The sequence below is a fragment of the Streptosporangium sp. NPDC000239 genome (assembly GCF_040300765.1).
Classification (GTDB): domain Bacteria; phylum Actinomycetota; class Actinomycetes; order Streptosporangiales; family Streptosporangiaceae; genus Streptosporangium.
In genome coordinates this window covers 16535-42347 of the sequence record NZ_JBEPEI010000025.1, presented here as the reverse complement: position 1 = coordinate 42347, position 25813 = coordinate 16535, and the positions used below count along the sequence as shown (strand labels likewise).

Below are 25813 nucleotides of genomic sequence, written 5' to 3'. Positions count from 1 at the left end.
TCCCTCTAACCCCCCAAGGGACACCGAGAGGAGTCACCCCGCGTGAATCCCAAGGTCAAACTGGGCGCGGTGGCCATGCTGGCGGCCGCAGCCATGACCACTACGTCGATCGTGAGCGCCACGAGCGCCACCGCGGCACCGGCGAACACCGCGGCCCGCACTATAACGGCGGAGGCACCCGGCTTCACCAAGCCGACCCCCCAGGGGCAGAAGAACGCCATCGCCCTCGCGGGCAAGGCCATCGCCGCCCAGGAGAAGAGCCTCGCCAAGAGTGAGGACGATGTCTTCACCCTGGAGAAGGCGACCTCGGTCGGCGGTGCGCAGTACCTCGCCTACAACCGCACCTACAAGGGGCTGCCGGTCTACGGCGGTGGCGTCGTCGTCGCCACCGACGGCGCGGGCCTGACGGTCTCGACCCTTGAGACCGCGCAGAAGACCGAGCTGAACCTGGACGTCAAGCCCTCGCTCTCGGCGCGCAAGGCCGCGAACAAGGCGCGCACCCTGGTGGCCAAGGTCGAAAGCGTCACCACGCCCAAGCTGGTCGTGCACGCCCTGGCTGAGACGGGCGCTCCCCGCCTGGCCTGGGAAGTCGTCGTCAGCGGCAGCTCCAAGACCGCCCCGAGCGTCCAGCACGTCTACGTCGACGCGCTGAACGGCTCGATCCTGAGCAACTGGGACGCGGTCAAGATGGGAACCGGTAACGGTTTCTACAACGGCCAGGTCACCATCGCCACCACCCCCTCCTACACGATGCGGGACAACACCCGCAGCGGTCTGGCGTGTGGTGGCCAGGGCGGCACGCCGTACACCAAGAGCACCGACAGCTGGGGCAACGGTCAGGGAACCAACCTTGAGACCGCCTGCGTGGACGCCTACTGGGCCGCGCAGAAGGAATGGGACATGCTCAAGGACTGGTTCAACTACAACGGCTTCAACGGCCGTGGTGGTGGCTTCCCGGCGCGGGTCGGCCTGAACCAGGTCAACGCGTTCTGGAACGGCTCCTACACCAACTTCGGCCACAACCAGGCCAACACCCAGCAGGCGACCCCGATGGACGTCGTCGGCCACGAGTACGGTCACGCCATCTACCAGTTCGCCGGTTCCGGCGGCGGTGGCGGCGGCGGCAACGAGGACGGCGGCCTCAACGAGTCCACCGGTGACATCTTCGGCGCCCTGCTCGAGCACTACGCCAACAACCCCAACGACCCCGGTGACTACACCGTCGGTGAGGAAGTCAACCTCGTCGGCCAGGGGCCGATCCGCTACATGTACAAGCCGAGCACCAACGGTGACCCGGACTGCTACAGCTCCTCGATCCCGAACACCGAGGTGCACGCCGCGGCCGGCCCGCAGAACCACTGGTTCTACCTGCTGGCTGAGGGCACCAACCCCGGTGGCGGCAAGCCGAACAGCCCTGTCTGCTCCGGCCCGTCCAGCCTGACCGGCATCGGCATCCAGAAGGCCGGCCAGATCTACCTGGCCTCGCTGCAGCTGCGGACCACCTCCAGCCTGACCCACGCCCGGGCTCGCTCGGCGACGCTGTCCGCGGCCAAGCAGCAGTTCCCCAACAGCTGCACCGAGTTCAACGCCGTCAAGGCCGCCTGGACCGCCGTCAACGTCCCGGCTGTCTCCGGTGAGGCCACCTGCACCATCCAGAACCCGAACGACTTCTCGATCGCGGTGAACCCGGCCACGGTGAGCGTCCAGGCCGGCGCGTCCGGCTCGGCGACCGTCAACACCGCGGTCACCGCCGGTAGCGCGCAGAACGTCGCGCTGACCGCGACCGGTGCCCCCGCCGGGACCACCGTGAGCTTCAGCCCGGCCAGCGTCACCGCCGGTCAGTCGTCCTCGGTCAGCATCGCCACCTCGGCGAGCACCCCGACGGGCAACTACACCATCACCGTCAACGGTGCGGGCAGCTCGGTCAGCCACTCCACCACCTTCAAGCTGTCCGTCACCGGCCAGCCCGGCCAGGACGACTTCTCGGTGGCGGTGAACCCGGCCTCCGCGACGGTCAAGCCCGGTGGCTCGACGAGCGCCACGCTGTCCACCGCGGTCACCTCCGGTAACGCGCAGAACGTCTCGCTGAGCGCCAGCGGCGCCCCCTCCGGGGTCACCGTGAGCTTCAGCCCGGCCAGCGTCACCGCCGGTGGGTCCTCCACGGTCAACATCTCCGCCTCCTCCAGCGTCCCGGCTGGTAACTACACCATCACCCTCACGGGCACGGGTGCCTCCGCCGCTCACGGCACCAGCTTCGCGCTGACCGTCAGCAGCGACCCGGGCGGCACCACCTGGCAGGAGTGGAAGCAGTACAACGCCGGTGACATCGTCACCTACAACGGCGCCAGCTACCGCTGCCTCCAGGGTCACACCTCCCTGCCCGGCTGGGAGCCGCCGAACGTCCCGGCTCTGTGGCAGCCGGTCTGATCGCTGACTGATCGATCGCACAACTGAAGACCGGGTACGGCGGGCGGGCATGGCCGCCCGCCGTACCTCTTTTCCAGGAACGGTCACACGCCCCAGGGCGGGTGACCGTTTCGCGTGCGCGGGTCAGCGCAGCAGTACGGCGGCACCCTCGACGCGGTCGGCGGCCAGGTCGGCGAGCGCCCGGTCGGCGGCCTCGAAGGGATAGGCGACGGTCGTCACCTCGGGGGGATGTCCGGTGGCGAGCTCCAGATAGGCCCGCGCGTCGGCGCGGGTGTTGGCGGTGACGCTGCGCAGCGTCCGCTCCTGGAACAGGTGGCGCCGGTAGTCCAGCACGGGGATGTCGCTGAGGTGGATGCCCGCGACGGCGAGGGTGCCGCCCCGGTCCAGGGCTTCGAGCGCGACCGGCACCAGCTCTCCGGCGGGCGCGAACAGGATCGCCGCGTCCAGCGGCTCCGGCGGGGCCTGCGCCGCCCCGGCCGCGGAGGCCGCCCCCAGCCGCAGCGCCAGCTCGCGGGCCCGCGCCGAGCGGGTCATGACGTGCACGGTCGCGCCCTGCGCCACGGCCAGTTGCGCGGTCAGGTGCGCCGAGGCGCCGAAACCGTAGACGCCGAGCCTGCCGCCGGGGGGCAGGTCGCTGCGGAGCAGGGCACGGTAGCCGATGATCCCGGCGCACAGCAGCGGGGCGAGTTTCTCCGCGGACGGCCCCTGCGGCAGCGGGTGGACGTAGTCCTCCGGGGCGGTGAGGTATCCGGCGTAGCCGCCGTCGGCGTCCCAGCCCGTGTAGGTGGACGACGGGCAGAGGTTCTCCGCCCCCCTGAGGCAGTGGCGGCAGCGCCCGCAGGTCGAGCGGAGCCAGGCCACGCCGACCCGGGTGCCGCGTGGCAGCCGGGAGGCCCCCTGGCCGTGCCCGGCCACCCGGCCGACGACCTCGTGGCCGGGCACGGTCCCCGGCCGCCTGGGGGGCAGGTCCCCCTCCGCCAGGTGCAGGTCGGTACGGCAGACGGCACACGCCTCGACCTCGACCAGCACCTCCCCGGGACCCGGTTCCGGGACGGGCAGCCGGACCCGCTCCAGGGGGCGCGTGGCCATCGGCCCAGGGCGGGAGACGACCCAGGCGTCCATCTCGGCCGGGCTCCCGCCCAGGGTCACGGGGTGTTCCTGATCCGCCGCCCGGTGATCTCCACTGGGACGATCTTGATGTACAGGTCGCGCTCTCCGCCGGCCCAGGGGGCGACCCCGGATCCGGCCGCCGCCTCCCGTTCCTCGCCGGTGACGTGGTGGGCGCCGCCGCGCGCCAGCACGCTCCAGCCCTCGCGGTTGACGTCGTCGATCCGGTCGACCTCGAACGCGATCTTGAACTCGACGCCCCGGACACCCGTGCGCAGGCTCTCGTCCAGGGTGCCGCCCAGGGAGGTACGGAAAATCACCGCACCCTCGCGCAGCACGTAGTTGACCGGCAGGATCGCGGGACCGCCCGCCTCCTCGAAGGCCACCCTGCCGACGCCCCCCGGGGCGATGAGCCGCAGGCACTCCTCGGTCCCCAGGGGTTCGAGACGGGCGTGGGGGCCGGGAGCCCCGTGGCCGGGCGGCAGGTCGACGGTGCCGCCGAGCAGTTCCTCCGGGCTCGTGTCCAGGGCGGCGGCCAGCCGTCTGACGGTCTCCGCGGTCGGGGAGGCGGTCGTCTCCTCCAGATAGCCGAGGTATCCGGAGTCGATCCCGGCCAGCGCGGCCAGCCGTTCGCGGGTCATGCCGAGCTCCTCGCGTCTGCCGGTCACCCGTCGGCCCAGGTCGCCGGGTGCCGTCGCACGTTCGGTCATCGCAGTCTCCAATGGCAGGTGAGGGGCGTCCGGGGCTCCGGCGCGCTCTTTCTGCCTGCCTCCCCTCGGTGGGCCGCCCTAATCCGGCCCCGGCTCCGTGGCAGGGGGCATGGGGGATCTCGCAAAATCTACATTGTAAAGCGAGAGGGTCCTGTCGATTGGAGAAAGGCCGCCGGGGTCGCGCCCGGAACGCGACGGCCGGGTATCCTGTAATGCCACTTTTGGTAATTATGGTGATGTACGTTCTTTTTGAGCGGCTTCGTAGTGCCAGGCATGCGGTGTGACCTGCGCCGCGAGACTTCTCCGCGCGTCCCGGCCCTCTGGGGGGTAGGGTCCGGAGAAGTGGTGATTTGCGGCTTTTGGTGAGCAAGGTTCTGGGCCACGCCCCGGAACTCTTCCCGGGGGTCCCTCGTTTGGGGTAAATGTGGGCCGTACTATAAACCCTCATATATATGCATTAGATCGGTGGGCATATTGCATTGTTCCGGCATGGGCCCCGGGGCGGCCGCACGGAGCGGTGACCGGGACCGGCAGGTGCCTGGGCAGGGCGAGGGGCGCCCTCCGGCGAGGACGGCCGGGGGCCGGACGCCGGGAAGCACGAGGCCGGGCCCCACGATGGATTCGACACCGGACCTGAGGTGCTGCTGAGCCGATGACGGAAGACAACCGGTTCCGTGACTACGCCGCGCCGGGGGGCGACTTCACCTGGTCGCCGCCCGCGCGCAACGGTCAGAGCCCCCCGAACCCCCCGGCCTCTCAGGAAGACGAGACCCAGCCCGTGCGGGTGGGCACCGTGCTCACCGGCGGCGACTCCGGCGTCGAGCCCGCGGACGGGAACGGGAACGGGCCAGAGAGCGGTCCTGAGCATCCCCAGCCCGGCGGTCCCAACGGGACACGCGCCTACCGGAGCCCGGCAGGTCGCCGGGCCGTCTCCGGCGTGGGCGAGCCGGACGACGCGGTGCCGGGCGCGGCGCAGGCCCCGACGACCCCGGAGCCGAGCCCGGGCTCCTACTACAGCGAGTGGACCGCCAACGACCCGACGGACGTGTTCTCCGCGATCCGCGGCGCAGACCGCGATGCCGGCCGTGACCGTCCCGGCACGCGTGAGCCCGTCCACGAGGACGAGGAGGAACGCCCCCGGGGACTCGGCGCCGCCTACGAACGCCTGTCGGGATCGCTCTCCGGGAGGCTGTCCGGGCTGAGACGGCGACGGGAGTCCCCGCCGCCCACAACGCCGCAGCCGGCGCCGGTGCGTGCCCCGTCCCGGCTCGACACCGACTTCACCGGCATCACCGCCTACCGGGTCCCCCGCCTGTCGCGCCCCTTCCTGTGGTGCGCGGGCGCCGACCCCGCCCTCATCCCGAACCGCAGCGAGCTGTACCGGTACTCGACGATCGGCGTCTTCGTCTGCCTGGTCTCCTTCGTCGCCGCCACGATGTTCGCGGTCTTCGCCTCGGTCATCGGCGGTGGCTTCTCCCCGGCCGTCCTGCCGTTCGCGGCCATCTGGGGCATCCTCATCTTCTGGGTCGACCGGTCGATCGTCGCCGAGCCGAGCTACGGCAAGGTGCTGTCCGGCACCGACGCCACCGGTCTGCTCGACCCGGTCGGCAAGGTCAGGAAGCCCGGCTGGCTGACCTACGTGATGCGTGGAGTCCTCGCCCTGGGCGTCTCCTTCGTCATCGCCGAGGCCGTGACCCTGCTCATCTTCCACTCCGAGGTCCGTGACCAGCTCGCCTTCAACCAGAACGCGCGCGCCGACCGGCTCGACGCCACGTTCAAGGCGGCCGACCAGGACAAACGCAAACAGCTCGATGCCAAGTACGACCGGGTCGAACTGTGCGCGACCGCCAGGAGCAAGGAGAAGGTGCGCGACGCCGCGCTGAAGAAGAAGCAGGACGAGTCGCTCGGCAGGAGGGGCGAGGGGCTCAGCGGCACCGTCGGGTTCGGCCCGATCGCCACCAAGCTGGAGGCCGACTACAACAAGGCCCAGCGGGAGTACGTCACGGCCCAGGGCAGGTGCGACCTGGCCCGCGACTCGGTCAGCAGGGAGTTCAAGGTCTACGAGGGCCAGGAACGCGCGAACCGGGAGGCCGAACGCGCCGACGTGCGCAGGAACGTCGGCTGGGTCGCCCAGGAGCAGGCCCTGCACGACTTCATCGACAACAGCGGCAGCGCCGTCGTCGTCGCCCTGCCGTGGGTGCTGCGGGTCACCATCCTGCTGCTCGACCTGCTGCCGCTCAGCGTCAAGCTCTTCGGCGGCCCGACCGTCTACGAAAGGCGGCTGCGCGAACTGGCCTACAGCCAGGCCTACGAGACGCAGCGCCTGCGCGACTCGCACATCGCCAAGATCGACATGAGGTACGACCTCGACCGGTTGAACACACGGGACAGCTACGACCGGGGACGCGAGGACATCCGCGGCCCTGGCCGGAGCGTCTCGGGGACCCGGATCGACCGCAATCCATCTCCTTGAGAACCTGAGGAGTCTCGTTGACCGATTTCCACGCCGGGCAGGGCGGATCGGCCTCCTCATCCGCCACCGGCCACCGTACGGCGATCGCCCGCTACCGCGAGCTGGCCGACCGGGCGATGACCGCGCTCGGCCAGGAGGACGTCCCGCAGGCGGCGGCCTTACGCCAGGCCCACGACCGGGCCGCGGGACTGGCCGTGAAACTGAGGGAGCGCTGCGCGAAACCCGTCTCGGTGGGGATCGTCGGAGAGTACAGCGCGGGCAAGTCCATGCTGCTCGGCACGTTGCTCGGCGCCCCCGGGCTGCTGCCGGTCTCCGGTTCGCCCACCACGGGGAACGTGACGGTGCTGCGCGTCGAGCCCGCCCCGCCGGGCGAGCCGACCCGGGTGCGCGCGGCCAGGATCGAGTACCTCACCCGTGACGAGCTGGCCGAGACGGTCGGCTACATCATGGACGAACTGGTCAGGACCGTGCAGCGGGCCGGAGGCGGCAGGGACGTCTCCGCGCTGGGCGGCTACAACCCCGTCAGGGACGGCTGGGACGTCCTGAACCGGTGGGCGGAGAACACGCTGGACTGGGCGGCGATGGAGAACTCCAGGCTGCTGGGCATCACGCTCGAACTGACGAGGATCCGTGACGCGCTCAGACTCGCCGGGGAATTCGTGCTCGACGGCCACACGGGGCTGACCCTGCCGGTCGAGCCGGACATGCTCCGCCAGGCGCTCGACATCGAGGACATCAGGGACCTGCCGCGCGCCTTTCCCAGGACCGCGCAGGGCTTCCCCCTCTCGCCCCGCGACCCGCTGACCGCCCAGACCCTGCGGACCACCTTCACCCTGATCCGCAGGGTGGTCTGCCAGGTCTCGGTGGCCCAGGGGGACTGGGCGGGGCCGCTGCCCGGGGACGGCACCGCGGCGGAGCTGTGCGACCTTCCCGGGCTGGGCGCGACCGCGGTCCGCGACGAGTACCTCAGCGTCAGGGAACTGGACGAGATCGACGCCATCGTGATCGTGCTGCCCTCGCACCGGGCCGAGCGTGACGACGCGCGGCAGTTCTACTCGCTGCTCGAACGCAACCGCAGGGGCAAGGGCGCCCTCAGCGAGTCGATCCTGGTCGCGGCCAACTGCTTCGACCTGCTGCAGCCGCCGGACGTCCCGTTCGCGGGCGTGGCCGACCTGGTGGCCTCCTCCCGTGACCTGTCCTCCCTGCACCGGATGGCCACCACGCTCAACGGACGCAGGGAGGACCGGGTGGCCTTCACCTCCTCGCTCGTCGCGATCGCCGCGCAGGGCCTGCCGTACGAGACCGGCGGTGAGGAGGGGGAGAAGATCACCGCGTCGCTCGGCGCCGCCGGGGCGCAGGCGGAGCGGTGGAAGCGGATCGCCGCGGACCTGGCCCTGACCGATCCGGGCCACCCGTACACCGCGGCGTTCGGCGGGTTCGGGCGGGACGGAGGCGTCGCGGGGCTGCGGGACATGCTGGACCGGCACGTGCGGACCTACGGCGTGTTCCTCAAGCACGAGGCGGTCGTGCCGATCGCCACCGACCTGCTGGCGGCGCTGCGGGCGCTGGACCGGATGCTGCGCCCGGCGCTCGGCGGCGCCCAGGCGGGGGTGCGTGACACGGGCTCGCTGACCGCGCTGTTCCGGATGATCGAGGAGGAGACCTCCCACACGGTCAGGTCGCTGGGGCTGCTGGCCGACCCGGAACGCCTCGCGGCCGACGGCACGCAGGTCGTCCCCGGCGGCTCCGCGGTCCTCGACCTGGCGCGGGCGGGCGCCACCTACGACGTGTTCACCTGGCGGGAATGGCAGCAGTACCGGGACCGGGTCGGTGACGACGGCCGGATCGGGCCGCCGCTCGGCGGGGGGAGGGCGGCGGGCGGCCGGGGCTTCGGCGTGGCACGGCGCATGCCGACCGAGGCCGACGCGACCGCCCCCGACACCACGGAACGGCTCTTCGCCAGGTTCGAGCCCACCTGCGTCAGGGCCGTCGGCGAGGCCAGGGAGATCTACCTGGAGGCCGTCGCCGCCTGGGCGGAACGGCGCCACCGGGAGCTGGCCCACGTGCGCGAACGGCTGCGCGCCCCGGACACGGCGGAGTCCGTCGGGCGGCTGCTGGCCGCGCTCGACCCGGAGGACGACGGCCAGGCGCGCGGGCACAACCTGCTCAGCCTGGTCTCGATGGACTGGCTGCCCGACGCGGCGGCGGGCCTGCTGCCGGTGCCCGTCCCGCCGTCCAACGGGGACCGCTCCCACGGGGACCCCCATGGAGGCTCCTATGGGGACTCCTACGAGGACAGGGAACGGATCGCCGAGCGGTTCCCGCTGCGGACCGCGCAGGCGCTGCCCTGGAACGGCGGACGCCGCAACATCGCCGGGGACGCGGGGGCCAGGATCGTCACCCACCAGATGAACATCTTCCGGGTGCGCGGCGACATCGTCGCGGCGGTCGGCCACCACGTACGGCGTCATCTGCTGGCCGACGCGGTCCGGCTGGGCCGGGAACTGCGCGTGGAGCTGCAGGAGCTGCGTGAGGCCGTACCGGCTGAGGAGAGCGTGCGGCGCCTCACCCGGCGGGGGACGCACGAGGGCGGACGGGCCCCGGCGGGCGGCCCGGTCCGTGACCTGCTCGACGAATGGGACGCAAAGCCCGGAGGTAACGCCCGATGACCGTGCGCCTGCTGTTCGCGGGACCCAACGACGGCGAGGGGGACGACGAGACCTCAGCCGGTGTGTTCACGATCTTCGAGGTGAACGGGGAGTACCGCCTGCCCGACGTGTTCGCCGAACCGGACGGGGTGGCGAACGCCGTGGACGTCCACGGGCCGGGGCCGCAGCCACCGGGCGACGAACTGGCCGCGCGGATCGCCGAGCTGTACACGCTTCCCGGCTGGCGCCCGCGCCCGATGCCGGGACGCTACCTGCTCGTCCAGGGGCCCGCCGTCCCGGCCGCCGACCTCGGGCTCGGCGGTGAGCGGACCGTCAGGATCGCCTGGTGGATCGGCGAGGCGGGATCGGCGCCCAGGGAGTTCACGCTCGAACTGCGGCTGATGCCGCCGGGGGCGCGTCCCTCCAGGAGCGGCGTCAACCGGGACGCCACCCGGCGGGTCGCCCCGATCGGTGAGCCCCGGCGGCACGTGAGCTTCTTCGGGCACGCGGCGGTCGACTTCGGCACCTCCTCCTCGACCGTCACGCTGTACGACAGGACGGGCGGCAAACGCGTCGAGATGGACGAGCAGCAGTTCGAGGTGCTGCTCGCCGGGTTCGACCGGCTGCTGCTCGACGGCCCCGCCGGGACGCACGAGGCCGACTGGGCGCAGGCGCGCGAGGACATCGTGCGCGGCCTGACCACCCGGCTGAACTCGCTGCTCGGCCTGTCGGGCACCGGCGACTCCGTCCGGGTCACCGTCACCAGGGAGGGCCTTGAGGTGCTCCAGCCGGGCTTCCAGCACCTGCCGGTGCCGAAGGTCCGCTACCGGGACGTGCTCTGCAAGGAGCTCGACGTGGCGATCTCCCGGATGGACGAGAAGCTGGGCACGGCCTACGCCATGAGCCTCGACGGCTGCTACGCCGACGCCTTCGGCACGCCCGCGCTCGGCTCGCTGTACCTGCACCAGGTCGTCTTCGACGGTGACTCGCCGGAGATCTCCAGCGAGATCAAGGTGCTTGAGGGCTCCCCGCTGCGGGCGGTGCTCGGCGACCGGGCCGACCGGGTGACACGCGCCTACCCGGGGCTGAAGCGCGCCTTCTCCAGGCCCCGTGAGCTGCCCGAACTGCGCAGCGAGGGCGGGGCTCCGGTGACGACGGACACGTTGCTGATGCACGCCTACAACGACCTGGTCGACAAGACCATCGAGTACGGTAACGAGAAACGTTCCGCGGAGTGGGGCATCCGCGGGCTGAACCACCTCGTGCTGACCTACCCGACCACACTTCCGCCGTCGGGGCGTCGCGCGCTGGAGAAACTGGCGCAGTCCAGTCTCAGGATGGCCAGGGTGACCACGACGTTCGACGAGGCCGTCGCCGCCGCGCTGTTCTTCGTGATGCGCGACTTCGGCGGCGAGTCCGACACCGGTGTCGAACCGTTCCGCGCCAGGTCACGGCGGGTACGGCCGGGGCGCCCCGCCTGGCGGCAGAACATGCTGGTCATCGACATCGGCGGGGGCACGACGGACGTCGCGCTGTTCGCGCTGCACCTGCTCGACCGGCAGGTGCCCGCCGAGGACGTCCCCGAGGAGTTCTTCGGCCGCCACTACGTGATCCGCCCCGAGGTGCGTGGCTCGACCGGGCACCCGCAGCTCGGCGGCGACCTGCTGACCCTGCGGGTGTTCCACTGGCTGAAGGCGGAGATCGCCGACGCCCTGATGGCCCTGACCACCCGCAGCGGCGGGGACACCGCCGCCGGGAGCGCCGAGGAGGAGGCGTGGCTGGGGCACTGGCCGTCCTCCCACGTCGGCGCCGACGGTGTGCCGCGCCCCATCGCCCCGGCCTTCATCGCCAACCCCGATCCGGGGCCGAGACCCGAGCGGGTCTGGACGGCGCTGCGGGAGCTGCTGCCCACGCACAGCCCGGCGCTGGCGGCGGGCGGGCGCGCCGCGCCGGGGCGGGCGTTCTTCCGGCTGTGGCAGGAGGCCGAACAGGCCAAACGGCTGCTGGGCGCGGGCCGGGAGTACACCCTGCCGAAGAACAAGCTGCAGGAGGTGCTCAACAACGTCGACGGCCGGTCGAGGCCGCCCGCGGCGCTGGTCGAACGGCTCGGGCACACCGTGGTCACCCTGCTGCCCGAGCAGTTCGAGCACCTGGCGACACCCGTGATCACCGCGGCCGTCGACATCGCGCTCACCACCTTCAGCGCGCAGCGCCGCCGGGAGCCCGAGGAGCCCATCGACATCGTCGCGCTGTCCGGCAAGACCAGCACCATGCCCCTGGTCGAACGCATCGTGGCCAGACGGCTGCGCGAGCTGACCCTGAACGCCACGGACGGGACGGACGCCGTCCCGGTTCCCCGCCTGGTCGTCGAGCGCCGCTACGCCAAGCAGGCCACCTCGATCGGCGCGTGCTGGGCGCACAGCTTCAGCCGCTACGCCGACATCGAGAGCGAGGACACGGGCGGACCCTCGGGTGAGGCCGAACGCCACGTGGACGGCCGCGAACGGCTGCGGGCGGGCCAGAACGTCGTCGGCATCGCCGTGGACAACCTGTTCCAGAGCCTGCCGTGCGACTTCTCCCTGCAGAACGCCGACACGCGGGTCGGCATGCTGCTCAACGCGGGCGACCAGCTCGACGTCGCCGACCGCACCGGCAGACTGTCGGTCCGTACGGCCTGGCGCCCGATGAAGGAGGACATCCACATCCACCGCGAGCTGGGCGGCGACCGGGGCGAGTCCATCGAGTGGGGCAGGTTCACCTTCGACAGCAGGCAGGACAGGCTCACCAGGGCCAACGTCGACTGGGGCAGGATCCGCTTCCAGATCGAGATCAACCAGGAGCTGGAACCGGTCATCCACCTGTGCCACGGCGGCAACCCCGTCTACCTCGTCGACGGCGACCACGGCGAGGTCGCGACGGCGCTGAACGGCGGACGCCGGGGCGTCCCGCTGGAGGCCACGGGGCTGCCCGCCGCCATCCACGTCAGGAGGACCCCGGACGCGCTCGACGACAGGGCGACCGTCGAGCTGTTCCCGATCCTGGCGCCGGGCGAGGAGACCCGGCGGCACCTGCGCTCCTACCTGCTGGAGAGCGGAGGCGACGGCCGGGTGTTCAGCGGGGCGATCTCCCCGGCCTGGCTGCCCCCGCCCGCCCAGGCGTACGGCGCGGCGACCTGGGAGTTCCTCTGGGTGGACGGGCGCGGCAACCTCTCCCCGCTGTTCCGGATGTCCGCGCCCCGCAGGGACGCGCACGTGCGCTACCACGTCACCCTCGACCACCTGGGGAGGCTGCGGATCCACGTCGGATACCCCCGCTACCTGGCCGCCCGCAGTCTCACCGACCTGGCCGACTACCCCGGCGCGGTGTTCACCTCCCCGATGGAGCCGGGGGAACCGTTCGGCAAACCGGAGTGGGAGCCCTTCACCGGTGACCACTGACCTTCGACAGGACGACTCCATGCGAACGCTCGACGATCTGCTCGAACCCCTGCTCGGCCTGGACGGGCGGCCGGCGCCGTTCGCCGGGCCGTTGCGTGACCTGCTGCGCGACGTCGTCACCCGCCTGGACACCCACCTCGACCAGCGGGCCGCGCAGGTGCCGACCGACCTCTACCTGCGGGGACAGGACCTGATCGGCCGGCTGCGCACCGTCTGCCGGGTGCCGGGCAGGCAGGTGCACCGGGCGGTGCAGGCCGAACTGGACGACGCGGCCAGCCCGCTGCGGGTGCCGCTGTGGAGCGCGCTCGGCGACCTGGCCGGACGGCTGATCATCCTGCTGCACAGGGACGGTCCCCGGCAGCGGGAGGAGGCGGACGGAGACCTGGTGCTCGGCCTGGTCGGCGTGCTGCTCGGCCTGACGCACCCCGCCCCGCACCAGGAGTCCCGCAGGGAACCCCCGGCCGCTGTGGAGCCGGCCGAGCCCGTGGAGTCCGTGGAACCCACGGCCCCCGTCGCGGCGCCCGTCGAGGAGACGGGCAGGAGGGGGCCCGGCGACCTGACCGTACGGCTGCGCGACGAGTACGACCGCCTCTACCAGGACAGTGTCGTCTACCTGGGCGAACCCGACGAGGCCCCGGAGACGGCCGAGGAGCTGTGGATCGGCCTGCACGTGGCCTGCCTGCGGCTGCCCGAGGCCATCGCCAGGTTCCAGCGCGAGCACTTCGCGCGGACCTTCGGCGGCGAGCCGGGCGAGGCCGTCGTCCCGGCGCTGCCGGCGATCGGCTTCCCCGGGCTCGGTGATCCCAAGGGGCCCGGCGGCGACCACTGGCGTTCGGCGAGGACCGAGAGGATGTACGACATCCTGGTGGAGATGTTCGCCGTCGCCGAGCTCGACCCGGGCGTCTACCACGGCCTCGACGAGATGGCGCGCGACGCCCAGGCCCCGATCAGGCTGGACGCCGAGACCCGGCGTCAGTACCGGGAGCGGGCGTGGACCAGGCTGCGGGAGCTCGACGAGCTGCAGCCGGGCAGCGACCTGGAGATCAGATACCTGGCCTGGGTCGACGAGGTCGTCTCCTCGTTCTTCCCGCTGCCGCTGCCCGTGCCGGACAGCTGGTGGGCCGAACGGTACCGGCGCTCCCGCGCCCTGGTGCTCGACGCGGTCAGGGCCGCGGGCGGCAAGGCCGACGTCCTGGACGGCAGGCCGTACGACAGGGCGTTGCGCGGCAGGCTCAGCGGAACCCAGATGATCATGCCGGTCGAGGAGGCCGACGCCGACCGGGTGCTGTGGACGTTGCGGCTGCCGTGGGAGTTCGGCGGCAGCGGCGAGCCCGGCCGGGTCGTCCACGGGGTACGGCGTCGCTGACGTGATGGCCGTTATGGCGGTTAGTGACCGTATCGGCGGGTAGGACCGCCACGTGGCACAGGGGGGATGGATCTCCCGCTGGCCGGTTGTCCGGCAGCTCAGGGGAGAAGACGGCAGGTCGCGCGCCGCCCGTTCGGCGCGCACCGACGCGCTGCGCCCCAGGACCGAGCTGGCCGACAGCGTCACCAGGTCCGTCTGCCCCTACTGCGCGGTCGGATGCGGCCAGCTCATCTACGTCAAGGACGGCCGCGTCACCCAGATCGAGGGCGACCCCGACTCGCCCATCTCGCGCGGCAGGCTCTGCCCGAAGGGCTCGGCGAGCAAACAGCTCGTCACCCACCCCGGCAGGCAGCGGCACGTGCTCTACCGGCGCCCCCACGGCACCGAATGGGAGCCGCTCGACCTCGAAACCGCGATGGACATGATCGCCGAGCGGGTGCTCCGTACCCGCCGGGAGACCTGGCAGCAGCAGGAGGAGGGCAGGACGGTCCGGCGCACCATGGGCATCGCCAGCCTGGGCGGGGCGACGCTGGACAACGAAGAGAACTACCTGATGAAGAAGCTCTACACCGCCCTCGGCGCGATCCAGGTCGAGAACCAGGCCCGTATTTGACACTCCTCGACCGTCCCCGGTCTGGGGACCAGCTTCGGGCGCGGCGGCGCGACGAATTTCCAGCAGGACCTCGTCAACGCCGACTGCATCGTCATCCAGGGCTCGAACATGGCCGAGTGCCATCCGGTCGGGTTCCAGTGGGTGGTCGAGGCCAAGGCGCGGGGCGCGAAGGTGTTCCACGTCGATCCGCGCTTCACCCGCACCAGCGCGCTGGCCGACCGGCACCTGCCGATCCGCGCGGGCGCCGACATCGTGTTGCTCGGCGCGCTGATCAACCACGTGCTGGTCAACGAGCTGGACTTCCGCGAGTACGTGCTGGCCTACACCAACGCCTCGGCGATCGTCTCCGAGGACTTCAGGGACACCGAGGACCTCGACGGGCTGTTCTCCGGCTTCGACCCCGACAGCCGTAAGTACGACCCGTCGAGCTGGGCCTACGAGGGAACCGAGGAGGAACCCGCCGCCGGGCTGCGCGGCGAGCAGCTCGAAGGCGGGGCCTACCACGCAGAGGTGGCCGGTCCCGACCAGTACGGCTCCGGTGGCGCGCGGGAACAGGCCAGGCCGCCCGCCGATCCGACGCTGCGCCACCCGCGCTGCGTCTACCAGATCCTCCGGCGCCACTTCGCCCGCTACACCCCGGAGCTGGTCGAACAGGTCTGCGGTGTCTCCAGGGAGGACTTCGCCGAACTGGCCGGGGCGATCACCGAGAACTCCGGCAGGGAACGCACCACCGCCTGGGTGTACGCGGTCGGCTGGACCCAGCACACCGTGGGCGCGCAGTACATCCGCACCGCCTCGATCCTGCAGCTGCTGCTGGGCAACATGGGACGGCCGGGCGGCGGCATCATGGCTCTGCGCGGCCACGCGAGCATCCAGGGCTCGACGGACATCCCGACGCTGTTCAACATCCTGCCCGGCTACCTGCCGATGCCGAACGCCCACGGGCACGACACCCTCGACGACTACCTGCGGGGGGCCGGAGCGGAGACGGGCTTCTGGGGCAGGAAACGCTCCTACATGGTGAGCCTGCTCAAGGCGTGGTGGGGGGAGCACGCCAGCCCGGACAACGACTTCTGCTTCGGTTACCTGCCCCGCCTGACCGGCGACCACGGCCACTACACGACCGTGATGGGGCAGATCGACGGCACCGTCAAGGGCTACTTCGTGGTGGGGGAGAACCCGGCCATCGGTTCCTCGGGAGGCAGGGCGCAGCGGCTCGGGCTGGCCAACCTCGACTGGCTGGTCGTGCGGGACCTGACCCTCGTCGAGACCGCCACGTTCTGGAAGGACGGCCCGGAACTGGCCACCGGGGAGATGCGCACCGAGGACATCGCGACCGAGGTGTTCTTCCTGCCCGCCGCCAGCCACGTCGAGAAGGAGGGCACCTTCACCAACACCCAGCGGCTGCTGCAGTGGCGGCACAAGGCACTCGACGCGCCGGAGGACTGCCGCAGCGAGCTGTGGTTCTACTACCACCTCGGCAAGCGGATCAAGGCCGCGCTGACCGGCGACGAGATCGACCGCCCGCTGCGCGAGCTGACCTGGGACTACCCGGAGGAGGGCGAGCGCGCCGAGCCGTCCGCGCCCGCCGTGCTGCGGGAGATCAACGGCACCGGCCCCGACGGGCGGACGCTGTCGGCCTACACCGAACTCAAGGCGGACGGCTCGACCCGGTGCGGCTGCTGGATCTACTGCGGCGTCTACGCCGACGAGGTCAACCAGGCCGCCCGGCGCAGACCGGGCGACGAGCAGAGCTGGGTGGCGCCCGAGTGGGGCTGGGCCTGGCCCGCCAACCGGCGCGTGCTCTACAACCGGGCCTCCGCCGACCCCGAGGGCCGCCCGTGGAGCGAACGCAAGGCCTACGTCTGGTGGGACGCCGAAAAGGGCGAGTGGACCGGCCACGACGTGCCCGACTTCGAGCCGGCCAAGCCGCCCGGCTACCTGCCGCCACAGGGCGCGCAGGCCGAGGACGCCCTGGCCGGGACCGACCCGTTCATCATGCAGGCCGACGGCAAGGGCTGGCTGTTCGCCCCCGCCGGCCTGGCCGACGGGCCGCTGCCCACCCACTACGAGCCGCACGAGTCACCGCTGCCCAACCCCCTGTACGGCCGGCGGGCCAACCCCGCCCGCCGCGTCTACGACCGCCCGGAGAGCCCGTACAACCCGCCTGAGTCACCACGTTTCCCCTACGTCCTGACGACCTACCGGCTGACCGAGCACCACACGGCGGGCGCCATGAGCAGGCCGCTGCCCTACCTGGCCGAGTTGCAGCCGGCGCTGTTCTGCGAGGTCTCACCGGAACTGGCCGAACTGACCGGGCTGGTCAACGGCGGCTGGGCGACGATCGTGACGACCCGCACCGCGATCGAGGCCCGGGTCCTGGTCACCCGACGCGTCCGGCCGCTGCGGCTGCAGGGCCGTACGGTCCACCAGGTCGGCCTGCCGTACCACTGGGGATGGGGCGGGGGTGGGCTGGTGACCGGCGACGCCGCCAACGACCTGCTGCCCCTCGTGCTCGACCCGAACGTCTACATCCAGGAGGGCAAGGCCGTCACCTGCGACCTGAGGCCGGGCAGGCGCCCGACCGGCCCGGCGCTGCTCGAACTGATCAGGGAGTACCGCGACCGCTGAGCGGACGGGCGGCCTGACGACCCGGAGTGTGTTCCAGTGGCCCTGGACGCGTGACGGCATTCTCGATGATTTCCCGCAGCCGAGGTTGTATAGGAAAAGTATAGCGGTCCGCAGAATATTTCTTCCACTTAACCGGTTCGATGTGCCCGCGGCGGCGAGCTCATGCCATTAATGGAGGAACAATGACCGAACTCAACGTGCCCGCCGGTCTGGCTCCTGCGCAACGCGCCCAGATCAAGAGCCTCATTTGCGAGATCCTCGAGATCGACCCGGACGGGGTCACCGAAACCAGCCTGTTCAGCGAGGACCACGGCGCGGACTCCCTGCGGGCCATCGAGATCCTCGCGGCCCTTGAGCGCACCCTCAAGGTCAGCATCGACCAGGAGGAACTGGTCAGGATGACCAACCTTGAGGGCGTCTACACCGTCGTCACGGAGGCGTCCGCCCGATAACACCTCTGACGGCGACTGGACAGGAGGGCGTTGATGAGCGGACCGCGAACGGATAAACATTTCAGAAGACGGGTGGTCGTCACCGGTATCGGTGCGATCACCAGTATCGGCATCGGCGTGCAGGAATTCCTTTCTGGATTACGAGAAGGGCGTAGCGGGGTCAAACCCATCACCGCGTTCGACACGACCGGGTTCGAATACGCCAACGCATGCGAGGTCACCGATTTCGATCCGGCCGCGTCGATCGACCGTCTCGACCCGGCCGAGCTCGGCCGGGCCAGTCAGCTGTCGGTGGCGGCGGCGGGGATGGCCGTGCGGGACGCCGGCCTGCAGCCGCGGGAACTGCGCGCGCGACGCGCGCTGGTGTCGGTCGGCACCACCAACGGTGAGGGGCGGGACTTCGACAACCTGGCCGGACAGGGAATCGACCGCGGCCTCGACCGGCTCGATCCCGCGCTGAGCGGGCGCGTCGGTGCCGGCAGGCTCTCGTCGAGCATCGCGCGTGAGCTCGGCATGACCGACGTCGAGGCCGTCACTCTGCCCACCGCGTGCGCGGCGGGCAACTACGCGATCGGCCACGGCTTCGACGCCGTGCAGAGCGGCGACGTCGACGTCGCCTTGTGCGGCGGCGCGGACGCGCTGTGCCGCAAGACCTTCGCGGGCTTCTACCGCCTGGGGACGATCGCCCCCCAGGTCTGCCAGCCGTTCGACCGAGGCCGCAAGGGCATCCTGACCGGCGAGGGAGCGGGAATCCTCCTGCTGGAGAGCATGGAGTCGGCGCTGGCCCGCGGCGCGCGCATCTACGCGGAGATCCTCGGGTTCGGGCTGAACTGCGACGCCCACCACCCGGTCGCGCCCGACCGGGACAGCATCGCCGACTGCATGCGCCTGGCCCACCGGGACGCAGGAGTGAAGCCGGAGGAGATCGACTTCATCTCGGCGCACGGTACCGGGACGAAGGCCAACGACATCACCGAGGCGCGCGCCATCCACCAGGTGTTCGGCACCAGGCCGCCCGCCACCGTCTCGATCAAGTCGATGATCGGGCACTCGATGGGCGCGGCCAGCGCCCTCGCCGCGGCGGCGTGCGCGCTGGCCATCACCGAGGGCTTCATCCCGCCGACGATCAACCACGTCGAAACGGACCCGGAGTGCGCGCTGGACTGCGTGCCCAACCAGGCGCGCCCGGCGGAGCTGAACGTGGTGCAGAACAACGCGCTCGCCTTCGGGGGCAACAACGCCGTGCTCATCCTCGGCAAGTACCGGGGGGCGTGATGGTCGCCGTCTGCGGTGTCGGCGCGGTCGCCAGTGCCGGCGTCGACGTGGAGGAGATCTTTGCCTCGCTGTGCGGGGGCTGGGGAACGGCGGCCGAGCCGCGCGGATTCGATCTGAGCAAGTACCGGACCAAGCTCGCCTTCGAGATCGACGACCGGCCCGAAGAGGGCGGTGACGTGCCGCTGCGCTCGTCCAGGTGGCTGGAGCACGTGGTGGGGGTCGCGGCCCGCGACGCGGGTCTGGGCGAGGACCTGCGTGACGTGCCGATCCTCGTGGGAACCACCCTGCGCGAGCTGCGCTCGGTCGAGTTGAGCTGGCGCGACGGCGTCGCCTTCGACACCGACGAGCTGCACTTCGGCACCGCGCTGCGCCGCCGCTTCAACGCCTCCCAGACCTTCACGGTCGCCAACGCCTGCGCGGCCTCGCTCTACGCGCTCGCGCTCGGCACCGATCTGCTGAACGCCGGCGCCGCCGACGCGGTGATCGTGGCGGGCGTCGACAACATCTCGGAGAGCACCTACGGCCTGCTCGACCGCTGCTATTCCGACCCGCCCGACGCCCTGCGCCCCTTCGACAAGGGACGCAGGGGCATGCTCCAGGGCGAGGGGGCGGCCGCGGTCGTCCTGCGCCGGGCATCGCAGGCCACCTCCGGGAAGGTGTACGGGCTGGTGCGCTCGGTCGCGGTGAACTGCGACGCCTACCACCCCTCCGCGCCCGACGCCAAGAGCATCGCCCTGGCGGTACGGCAGGCGCACGAGCGCGCGGGCCTGACCCCGGGCGACATCGACCTGCTGCTGCTCCACGGTACGGGGACGCCGCTGAACGACGAGGCCGAGGCGCGCAGCCTCGGCGAGGTCTTCGGCGAGGTCCGTCCTTCGCCCTGGATGACGGCGATCAAGTCGATGACCGGGCACACCGCGGGGGCCTCCGGCCTGCACAGCCTGCTCGTCGCGCTGGAGTCCATGCGGACCGGGGTCGTGCCGCCGGTGGTCGGCGTCACGGACGTCATGGACGAGATGGCGGGACTGCGCCTGGTCCGCGACCGGGCGGTGCGCGCCGCGGTGCGATTCGCCCAGGTGAACGCGTTCGGGTTCGGCGGCCTGAACGCGGTGGCCGTTGTGGAGAAGGCGGCGGACCGATGACGGTGATCACCGGTGTGGGAACCGCGATCGGCGGGGTGGCCCGGCCGGCGGACCTGTTGCTGACGACCACGACGCCGGGTGGAGAGGATCCGATCACCGGGCTGAGCGGGCGTGGCCTGCGGTACAAGGACCGGGCGACCAAGCTGGCGCTGTGCGCGGGCAGGGACGCCCTCACCGACGCCGGCCTGCTGCTCGATCCGGGCCTCGCGGTGCCGGGCGAGAGCATCGGCGTGGTGGTCAGCTCCAACTTCGGCAACGTGGACACGGTGTGCGCCACGGTGTCCACCATCGCCGAGCACGGTTACGGCGCCACCAGCCCCATGATGCTGCCCGCCACCGCGAGCAACGTGACGGCCTCGTGGCTGGCGATCTCGTTCGGACTGCGCGGGGTGAACCTGACCCTGTGCAACGGGCCCACCTCCGGCCTGGACGCGGTGTACTGGGCCGGGATGATGATCGACGCCGGGCGGGCGCGGCGGATGCTCGTGGTCGGCGTCGAACCGGTCAACGAGGTGGTGACCCACCTGGTCGGGCCGCTGTTCGACGGCGCCGCCGCGCTGGTGCTGGAGTCGGAGGAGGCCGCGCGCGAACGCGGAGCCGGGTCGCTGGCCCGGCTGGGCCGCTACGCCAGGCGGGAGACGCACGACGAGGCGGTCGGTCACGTACTGGAGCAGGCCGGACCCGTCGGTCTGTGGTGCCTGCCCGAACAGCCGCCCACGACGGAGGAGACGGCCGGAGCCGCGACCCATGACCTGACCGCGCTGCTCGGGCGCTGCTCGGGCGCGCTCGGCGTCGTGCAGTGCGTCGCCGGGGCCTCCTGGTTGAGCGCGGGTGGCGACGGCGCCGTACTGGCGAGCGTGAACGCCTCCGACGCCGCGGCGGCCACCGTGCTCACTCCGGCGCCCACCGCGGCCGGGGCCGGTCGATGACCCCCCGGGTCAGGTGCCGCCGCCCCGCCACCGTCGAACGACCGGTGCGTGTGCTGATGCTGTACGGGCTCGGCGGTGGCCCCTCGACGTGGAACCGGTTCACGGAGCTGGCAGGCCCGGACCTGGAGCTGTGGGAGGCCGCCCTGCCGTGGTCGGCGGGCGACACCGGAGAGTGGAGCAGGCGGGGCGACGCCACCTCGTGGGTCAGGGCGGCCATCGACGAGGCCGGCGCCGTCGACCTGGTCGTCGCGCACTCCTTCGCGGCCAACGTGCTGCTGGAGGTGCTCGCACGCGACGGCGGACCGGCCGCCGTGCTCGTGTCGCCGTTCTACCGGGCCAGCCCGGCCGAGTTCGACTGGGCGACCATCGAGAGCTACCTCCATGGTTTCCACGGCATCCTCGACGACGGTCTGCGGGTCAGCTCGGAGGGCCGGCTGGCCGCCGGCGTCCGCCACGACATGGCGCTGAAACTGCGCGAGCGGCTCGGCCCGTACGGGTGGATGCGGTTCTTCGACGCCTACCTGCGCTCACCCATGCTGGACACCGCCGCCGTCACCGTACCCTGCCTGGTGATCAGCGGCGCCGACGACCCCGCGGCCCCGCCGCGGGACGGGCGGACGCTGGCCGAGGCGCTGCCACACGCCCGCTTCGAGATCCTGCCCGCAGGGCACCTGCCGATGATCGAACAGGCGCACCGATTCGCCGAGCTGATCGGTGAGTTCGCCGCGACACACCATCTGGAGAGCACGTGACCGTCACCCGCCTGGAGATCCGGCCCCGGTACGAAGGTGCGAACGTCGGCACCTGGATCGGCTTCAAGCACCTGAACTACCTGGTCGAGGAGGCGGTGCTCGAACACCTGCGCCGGTCGGGGATAAGAGCCACCGATCTCTACCACGATCACGGGCTGTGCGTCGACCTGGTCGACATCGACACCAGGATCCTGAGCGCGCTGCGCATCGACGACCTGGCGACCGCCGAGGTCACCGTGGCCGAGCCCGGGACGCTCACCTTCACCGTCGTCATCCGGCCCAACGCGGACCCCGGCGCGCCGAAGGCCGTCAGCGCCAAGGTCAAGGTGTCGCTACGGCACGACCCTCGCGGCGGCGCGGGCGAGATCCCGGCCGAACTGCGCCCGTACACGGTGGCTCGGCTCGGGGAGCAGGACAAGAGTGTGCAGGTGCCCGACGGCGCCGACCCGCTCGACGTCCTGACCGGCGGCCGCAACGCCTTCGCCTGGAAATGGCGGATTCCCTACTTCTATTGCCACTTCACCGAGCGCATGCAGATGTCCGGATATTTGCGGATTATGGAGGAGGTTGTGGACCTCTTCCTCGCCGACCGCGGTGTGTCGGTCAAACGACTGCTCGACGAGCAGGGATGGATCCCCGCCGTGCCGCACTCCAGGATCACGCTGCTGGACGAGGCGCTGATGGAGGAGGAGCTCTACACGGTCCTGACCGTCGAGGACGTCTTCAAACGGTTGACCTACACCTCGCGGATGGACTGCTACGTGCTCCGCGACGGCCTGCTCGTCCCCACCGCCACCGGCCGGATCACCCACGGATACGCCGAGCTCTCCGGCCGGTCCGAATGGGGCCTGGTGTCCTTCGACGACCGCCTCTCGGCCGCGCTCTCCGGCGCGTCGCGATGACGGACGTCCTGGTCACCGGCGTCGGCGCGGTCACCTGCCAGGGGTACGGTGCCGCGGTGCTGCGGGCGGCGATGGCCGGAGCCCTGCCCCCGGTTCCCGAGCGCATCCCCGACCCGGGGGCGAACCTGCGCCACCCGCTGATGCATCGGGTGCCCGACGCGGCGTTCGGCGACGGGCGGGCCGGCCGGCTGCTGAACTCGGCGGTGAGCGAGGCGCTCAGGGACGCGGGCCTGGAACGGCGCGACTGGCCCATGCGGATCGGCGTGGTCATCGGCTCGTGCATGGGCGAGGCCATGCTGCACGAGAGCGGCAGGAGCCGGGAGCCGGGCACCGGCTGGAACCCGACGTTCAGGCTCGCCTCGGAGGTGGGCGAGCGGCTCGGCGCGTTCGGTGTCAACGTGAGCATCAGCAACGCCTGCGCCGCGGGCGGGTTCGCGCTGAGCGTCGCCGCCGACATGGTTCGCGGCGGTGAGGCGGACGTGGTGATCGCGGGCGGGGTGGACGCCTACTCCAGGGTCGGCTGGGCGTCGTTCGACCGCCTCGGCGCGATCGATCCGGTCCGGTGCCGTCCCTTCGACCGGGACCGCCGGGGGACCGTGCTCGCCGAGGGCGCGGGAATCCTGGTCCTCGAATCGGCCGAGCACGCCTACGGGCGCGGGGCGGCCGTGTACGGCAGGGTGGCCGGGGCCGGCTGGAGCTGCGACGCGCACCACCTCACCGCGCCGGAACCCAGCGGGGAGCAGATCGTCCGCGCGATGCGGGAGGCGCTGGGCGAGTCAGGACGCCTGGGATGCGTCATCCCGCACGGCACCGGCACGCGGCTCAACGACCTGGTCGAGAGCCGCGCGCTGCGGACCGTCCTGGGCGAGCGGGCCGACAAGGTCCCCCTGTACAGCATCAAGGCGCTCCTCGGGCACACCGGCGGGGCGGCGGCCGCGCTCGGCGCGGTGGCGGCCGCCCTCATCCTCCGCTCCGGCACGGTGCCGCCGAACGTCGCGATCGGGGAGCAGGACCCGGAGTGCGAGGTGTACCTGCCGGTCGACGGCCCGGTCCGCCTCAGGACGCCGCGGATCATGGTCAACGCGTACGCCTTCGGCGGCAACAACGCCTCCTTCGTCCTGGAGGAGGCGGCATGACCGGGGAGATCAGGGACATCAGGGGCATAGGGGACGTGGGGGACATCGTCGTCACCGGTGTCGGGACGGTCGTGCCCGAGCGTCACGGCCCCTGGTTCGACGTGACCACGGAGCTCGGGCCGCGCGGGTACAAATACCTGCCGCCGGCCTCGCAGTACCTGCTCGCCGCCGCGCGCCGCGCCGTGACCGGCGGAGGCGGCCTCGAACACGTGCCCGCGCACCGGCGCGGCGCGGCGGTCGGCACGAACGGCGCACTGCGCGCCTACTTCGACGACGTCGACCGCGTGGTCACCACGGGACACTCCGACGACCTCAGCCCGGCGGGAGCCCCCTACTTCGCGATCAACGTGCTCAGCGGCCGCCTGGCCAGCGACCACCAGATCAAGGCGTTCAGCCTGACGCTCACCTCGCCGCGGGTGGCCGGGTTCGAGGCCGTCGAGATCGGGTTGAGGGCGCTGGCTGCGGGCCGGGCCGACGTGCTGATCGCCGCCGCCATGGAACACGGCCTGCCGCACCACGCGCCGGGACTGGCGGCCGAGCAGGGAGCGGTGGCCATGACCATGGAACCGCGCGCGCTGGCCGAGGAACGCGGCGCGCCCATCCTCGGATCCTGCTTCGCCAGGACCGCGTTCGCGCCCCCCGCTCTGATGACCACCTCCGCCGGGCGGCGCCAGCTGGCCGCGCAGATCGAGACCGCGGTGTCCCGGCTGGGCACCGGCGACGTCGTGGTCCGCCCGGTCCTCGACGACTCGGCGGTGAGCCGGGCCCTGGCCGGTGTCCTCGCCGCCACCGGCCTGACGGTGCGTCCCGCGCTCACCGCCGACGGCGGCTGCCTCGCCCCCCTTCTGCTGCTCGCCCGGCTGTTCGGCGCGGCCGAGAGGCGGCCCAGCCTGGTGATCACCGCGACCGCCGAGGGCAACTTCGCCTTCGGCGGGATGCGTCCCGTCCATTCGGCCCAGCCAACCGGGAGTCGGCAATGTTGACGTCACTCGACAAGAGCTGGGGCCTGGTCCTCGGCGTCTCCAGCGGAATCGGCCGGGCCTGCGCGCTGGCCATGGCCCAGCAGGGCATGAACGTCGTCGGGGTGCACTTCGACACCGCCGCGATGGACGAGTCCGTCACCCAGCTGAGGGAGAAGCTGTCCTCCTACGGGGTGCGGGTCCACTTCCACAACGCCAACGCGGCCCGTAAGACCGTGCGGCAGGAGATCGTCGCCGGGCTCGCGGAGCTGACCGACGGCGCCGGGCTGAGAGTCCTGCTGCACTCGCTGGCCTTCGGCACGCTGGTGCGTTACCTGCCCGCCGAGGAGGGCGCGGCCGGGATCAGCGGACCGCAGCTTGAGATGACCATGGACGTGATGGCGAACAGCCTCGTGTACTGGGTCCAGGACCTGGCCGCCGCCGATCTGCTTCCCCCCGGCGCCAAGGTGTTCGCGATGACCAGCGCCGGGGCGGTCCAGCACCTGCCCAGCTACGGCGCGGTTTCGGCGGCCAAGTGCGCGCTGGAGGCGCACGTGCGTCAGCTGGCCTGCGAACTGGCGCCGAGAGGCGTCGCGGTGAACGCGCTGCGCGCCGGCGTCACGCTGACGCCCGCGCTCCGGCGGATCCCGGAACACCACGAGTTCAGCCGGAACAGCGCGCGGAACAACCCGCACCACCGGCTGACCGTCCCGGAGGACGTCGCCGAGGCGGTGGTGTTGCTGTCGAGCACCACCACCTCGTGGATCACCGGCAACACCATCGGCGTTGACGGGGCCGAACTGCTGGCTGCGGGCAGTTCGTGGGCCGGCGGCGAATCCGGGAGCTGAGGAGAG

The 25813-nt window shown here is 71.7% G+C and carries 17 protein-coding genes; 15 read left to right on the top strand and 2 right to left on the bottom strand.

Annotated features, from left to right (window positions below; all coding sequences use genetic code 11):
- The first annotated feature begins 42 nt into the window (after positions 1-42).
- On the top strand, positions 43-2427 hold the full coding sequence (locus ABT340_RS37940; protein ID WP_352015753.1) for a M4 family metallopeptidase: 2385 nt from the start codon (positions 43-45) through the stop codon (positions 2425-2427).
- A gap of 123 nt (positions 2428-2550) precedes the next feature.
- Here ABT340_RS37940 and ABT340_RS37935 read toward each other — a convergent pair whose 3' ends face one another.
- Together ABT340_RS37935 and ABT340_RS37930 are read right to left on the bottom strand one after the other, a co-directional pair.
- Positions 2551-3576, bottom strand: coding sequence for a zinc-binding alcohol dehydrogenase family protein (locus tag ABT340_RS37935; protein WP_352015752.1), 1026 nt, complete (start codon positions 3574-3576; stop codon positions 2551-2553).
- Positions 3573-4244 carry a helix-turn-helix domain-containing protein gene (locus ABT340_RS37930; RefSeq protein ID WP_352015751.1) on the bottom strand — a complete coding sequence of 224 codons (672 nt, stop codon included), beginning with the start codon at positions 4242-4244 and terminating at the stop codon, positions 3573-3575. The genes ABT340_RS37935 and ABT340_RS37930 overlap by 4 nt, the downstream gene beginning before the upstream one ends.
- 652 nt (positions 4245-4896) lie before the next feature.
- Here ABT340_RS37930 and ABT340_RS37925 point away from each other — a divergent pair.
- The 14 genes from ABT340_RS37925 (at position 4897) to ABT340_RS37860 (ending at position 25807) form a co-directional block, all read left to right on the top strand.
- Entirely contained in the window at positions 4897-6717 is a 1821-nt protein-coding gene (locus ABT340_RS37925; protein ID WP_352015750.1) for a DUF4407 domain-containing protein, read from the top strand.
- A 17-nt stretch (positions 6718-6734) separates the two neighbouring features.
- The gene (locus tag ABT340_RS37920; protein WP_352015749.1) at positions 6735-9386 is read left to right on the top strand and encodes a hypothetical protein; all 2652 of its coding nucleotides are present in this window, start codon (positions 6735-6737) and stop codon (positions 9384-9386) included.
- Positions 9383-12802 (top strand): hypothetical protein, encoded by a 3420-nt coding sequence (locus ABT340_RS37915; RefSeq protein WP_352015748.1) that lies wholly within the window; start codon positions 9383-9385, stop codon positions 12800-12802. Before ABT340_RS37920 ends, ABT340_RS37915 begins: the two co-directional genes overlap by 4 nt.
- A gap of 19 nt (positions 12803-12821) precedes the next feature.
- The gene (locus tag ABT340_RS37910; protein WP_352015747.1) at positions 12822-14168 is read left to right on the top strand and encodes a hypothetical protein; all 1347 of its coding nucleotides are present in this window, start codon (positions 12822-12824) and stop codon (positions 14166-14168) included.
- Positions 14169-14220: 52 nt separating this feature from the next.
- A complete protein-coding gene (gene fdh / locus ABT340_RS37905; RefSeq protein WP_352015746.1) occupies positions 14221-17412 on the top strand; it encodes a formate dehydrogenase in 3192 nt (1063 codons plus the stop codon).
- A 182-nt stretch (positions 17413-17594) separates the two neighbouring features.
- Positions 17595-17864 (top strand): acyl carrier protein, encoded by a 270-nt coding sequence (locus ABT340_RS37900; RefSeq protein WP_352015745.1) that lies wholly within the window; start codon positions 17595-17597, stop codon positions 17862-17864.
- Positions 17865-17897: 33 nt separating this feature from the next.
- The gene (locus tag ABT340_RS37895; protein WP_352015744.1) at positions 17898-19139 is read left to right on the top strand and encodes a beta-ketoacyl-[acyl-carrier-protein] synthase family protein; all 1242 of its coding nucleotides are present in this window, start codon (positions 17898-17900) and stop codon (positions 19137-19139) included.
- A complete protein-coding gene (locus ABT340_RS37890; protein ID WP_352015743.1) occupies positions 19139-20281 on the top strand; it encodes a beta-ketoacyl synthase N-terminal-like domain-containing protein in 1143 nt (380 codons plus the stop codon). Before ABT340_RS37895 ends, ABT340_RS37890 begins: the two co-directional genes overlap by 1 nt.
- Positions 20278-21210, top strand: a complete 933-nt coding sequence (locus tag ABT340_RS37885; RefSeq protein WP_352015742.1) for a beta-ketoacyl synthase N-terminal-like domain-containing protein — start codon at positions 20278-20280, stop codon at positions 21208-21210. The genes ABT340_RS37890 and ABT340_RS37885 overlap by 4 nt, the downstream gene beginning before the upstream one ends.
- Complete coding sequence (locus tag ABT340_RS37880) at positions 21207-21962, top strand: alpha/beta fold hydrolase (protein WP_352015741.1); 756 nt, start codon at positions 21207-21209, stop codon at positions 21960-21962. The genes ABT340_RS37885 and ABT340_RS37880 overlap by 4 nt, the downstream gene beginning before the upstream one ends.
- The gene (locus tag ABT340_RS37875; protein ID WP_352015740.1) at positions 21959-22864 is read left to right on the top strand and encodes a thioesterase family protein; all 906 of its coding nucleotides are present in this window, start codon (positions 21959-21961) and stop codon (positions 22862-22864) included. Before ABT340_RS37880 ends, ABT340_RS37875 begins: the two co-directional genes overlap by 4 nt.
- On the top strand, positions 22861-24000 hold the full coding sequence (locus ABT340_RS37870) for a beta-ketoacyl-[acyl-carrier-protein] synthase family protein (protein ID WP_352015739.1): 1140 nt from the start codon (positions 22861-22863) through the stop codon (positions 23998-24000). Before ABT340_RS37875 ends, ABT340_RS37870 begins: the two co-directional genes overlap by 4 nt.
- On the top strand, positions 23997-24983 hold the full coding sequence (locus ABT340_RS37865) for a beta-ketoacyl synthase N-terminal-like domain-containing protein (RefSeq protein WP_352015738.1): 987 nt from the start codon (positions 23997-23999) through the stop codon (positions 24981-24983). Before ABT340_RS37870 ends, ABT340_RS37865 begins: the two co-directional genes overlap by 4 nt.
- The gene (locus ABT340_RS37860) at positions 24977-25807 is read left to right on the top strand and encodes an SDR family oxidoreductase (protein WP_352015737.1); all 831 of its coding nucleotides are present in this window, start codon (positions 24977-24979) and stop codon (positions 25805-25807) included. The genes ABT340_RS37865 and ABT340_RS37860 overlap by 7 nt, the downstream gene beginning before the upstream one ends.
- Positions 25808-25813 lie beyond the last annotated feature (6 nt).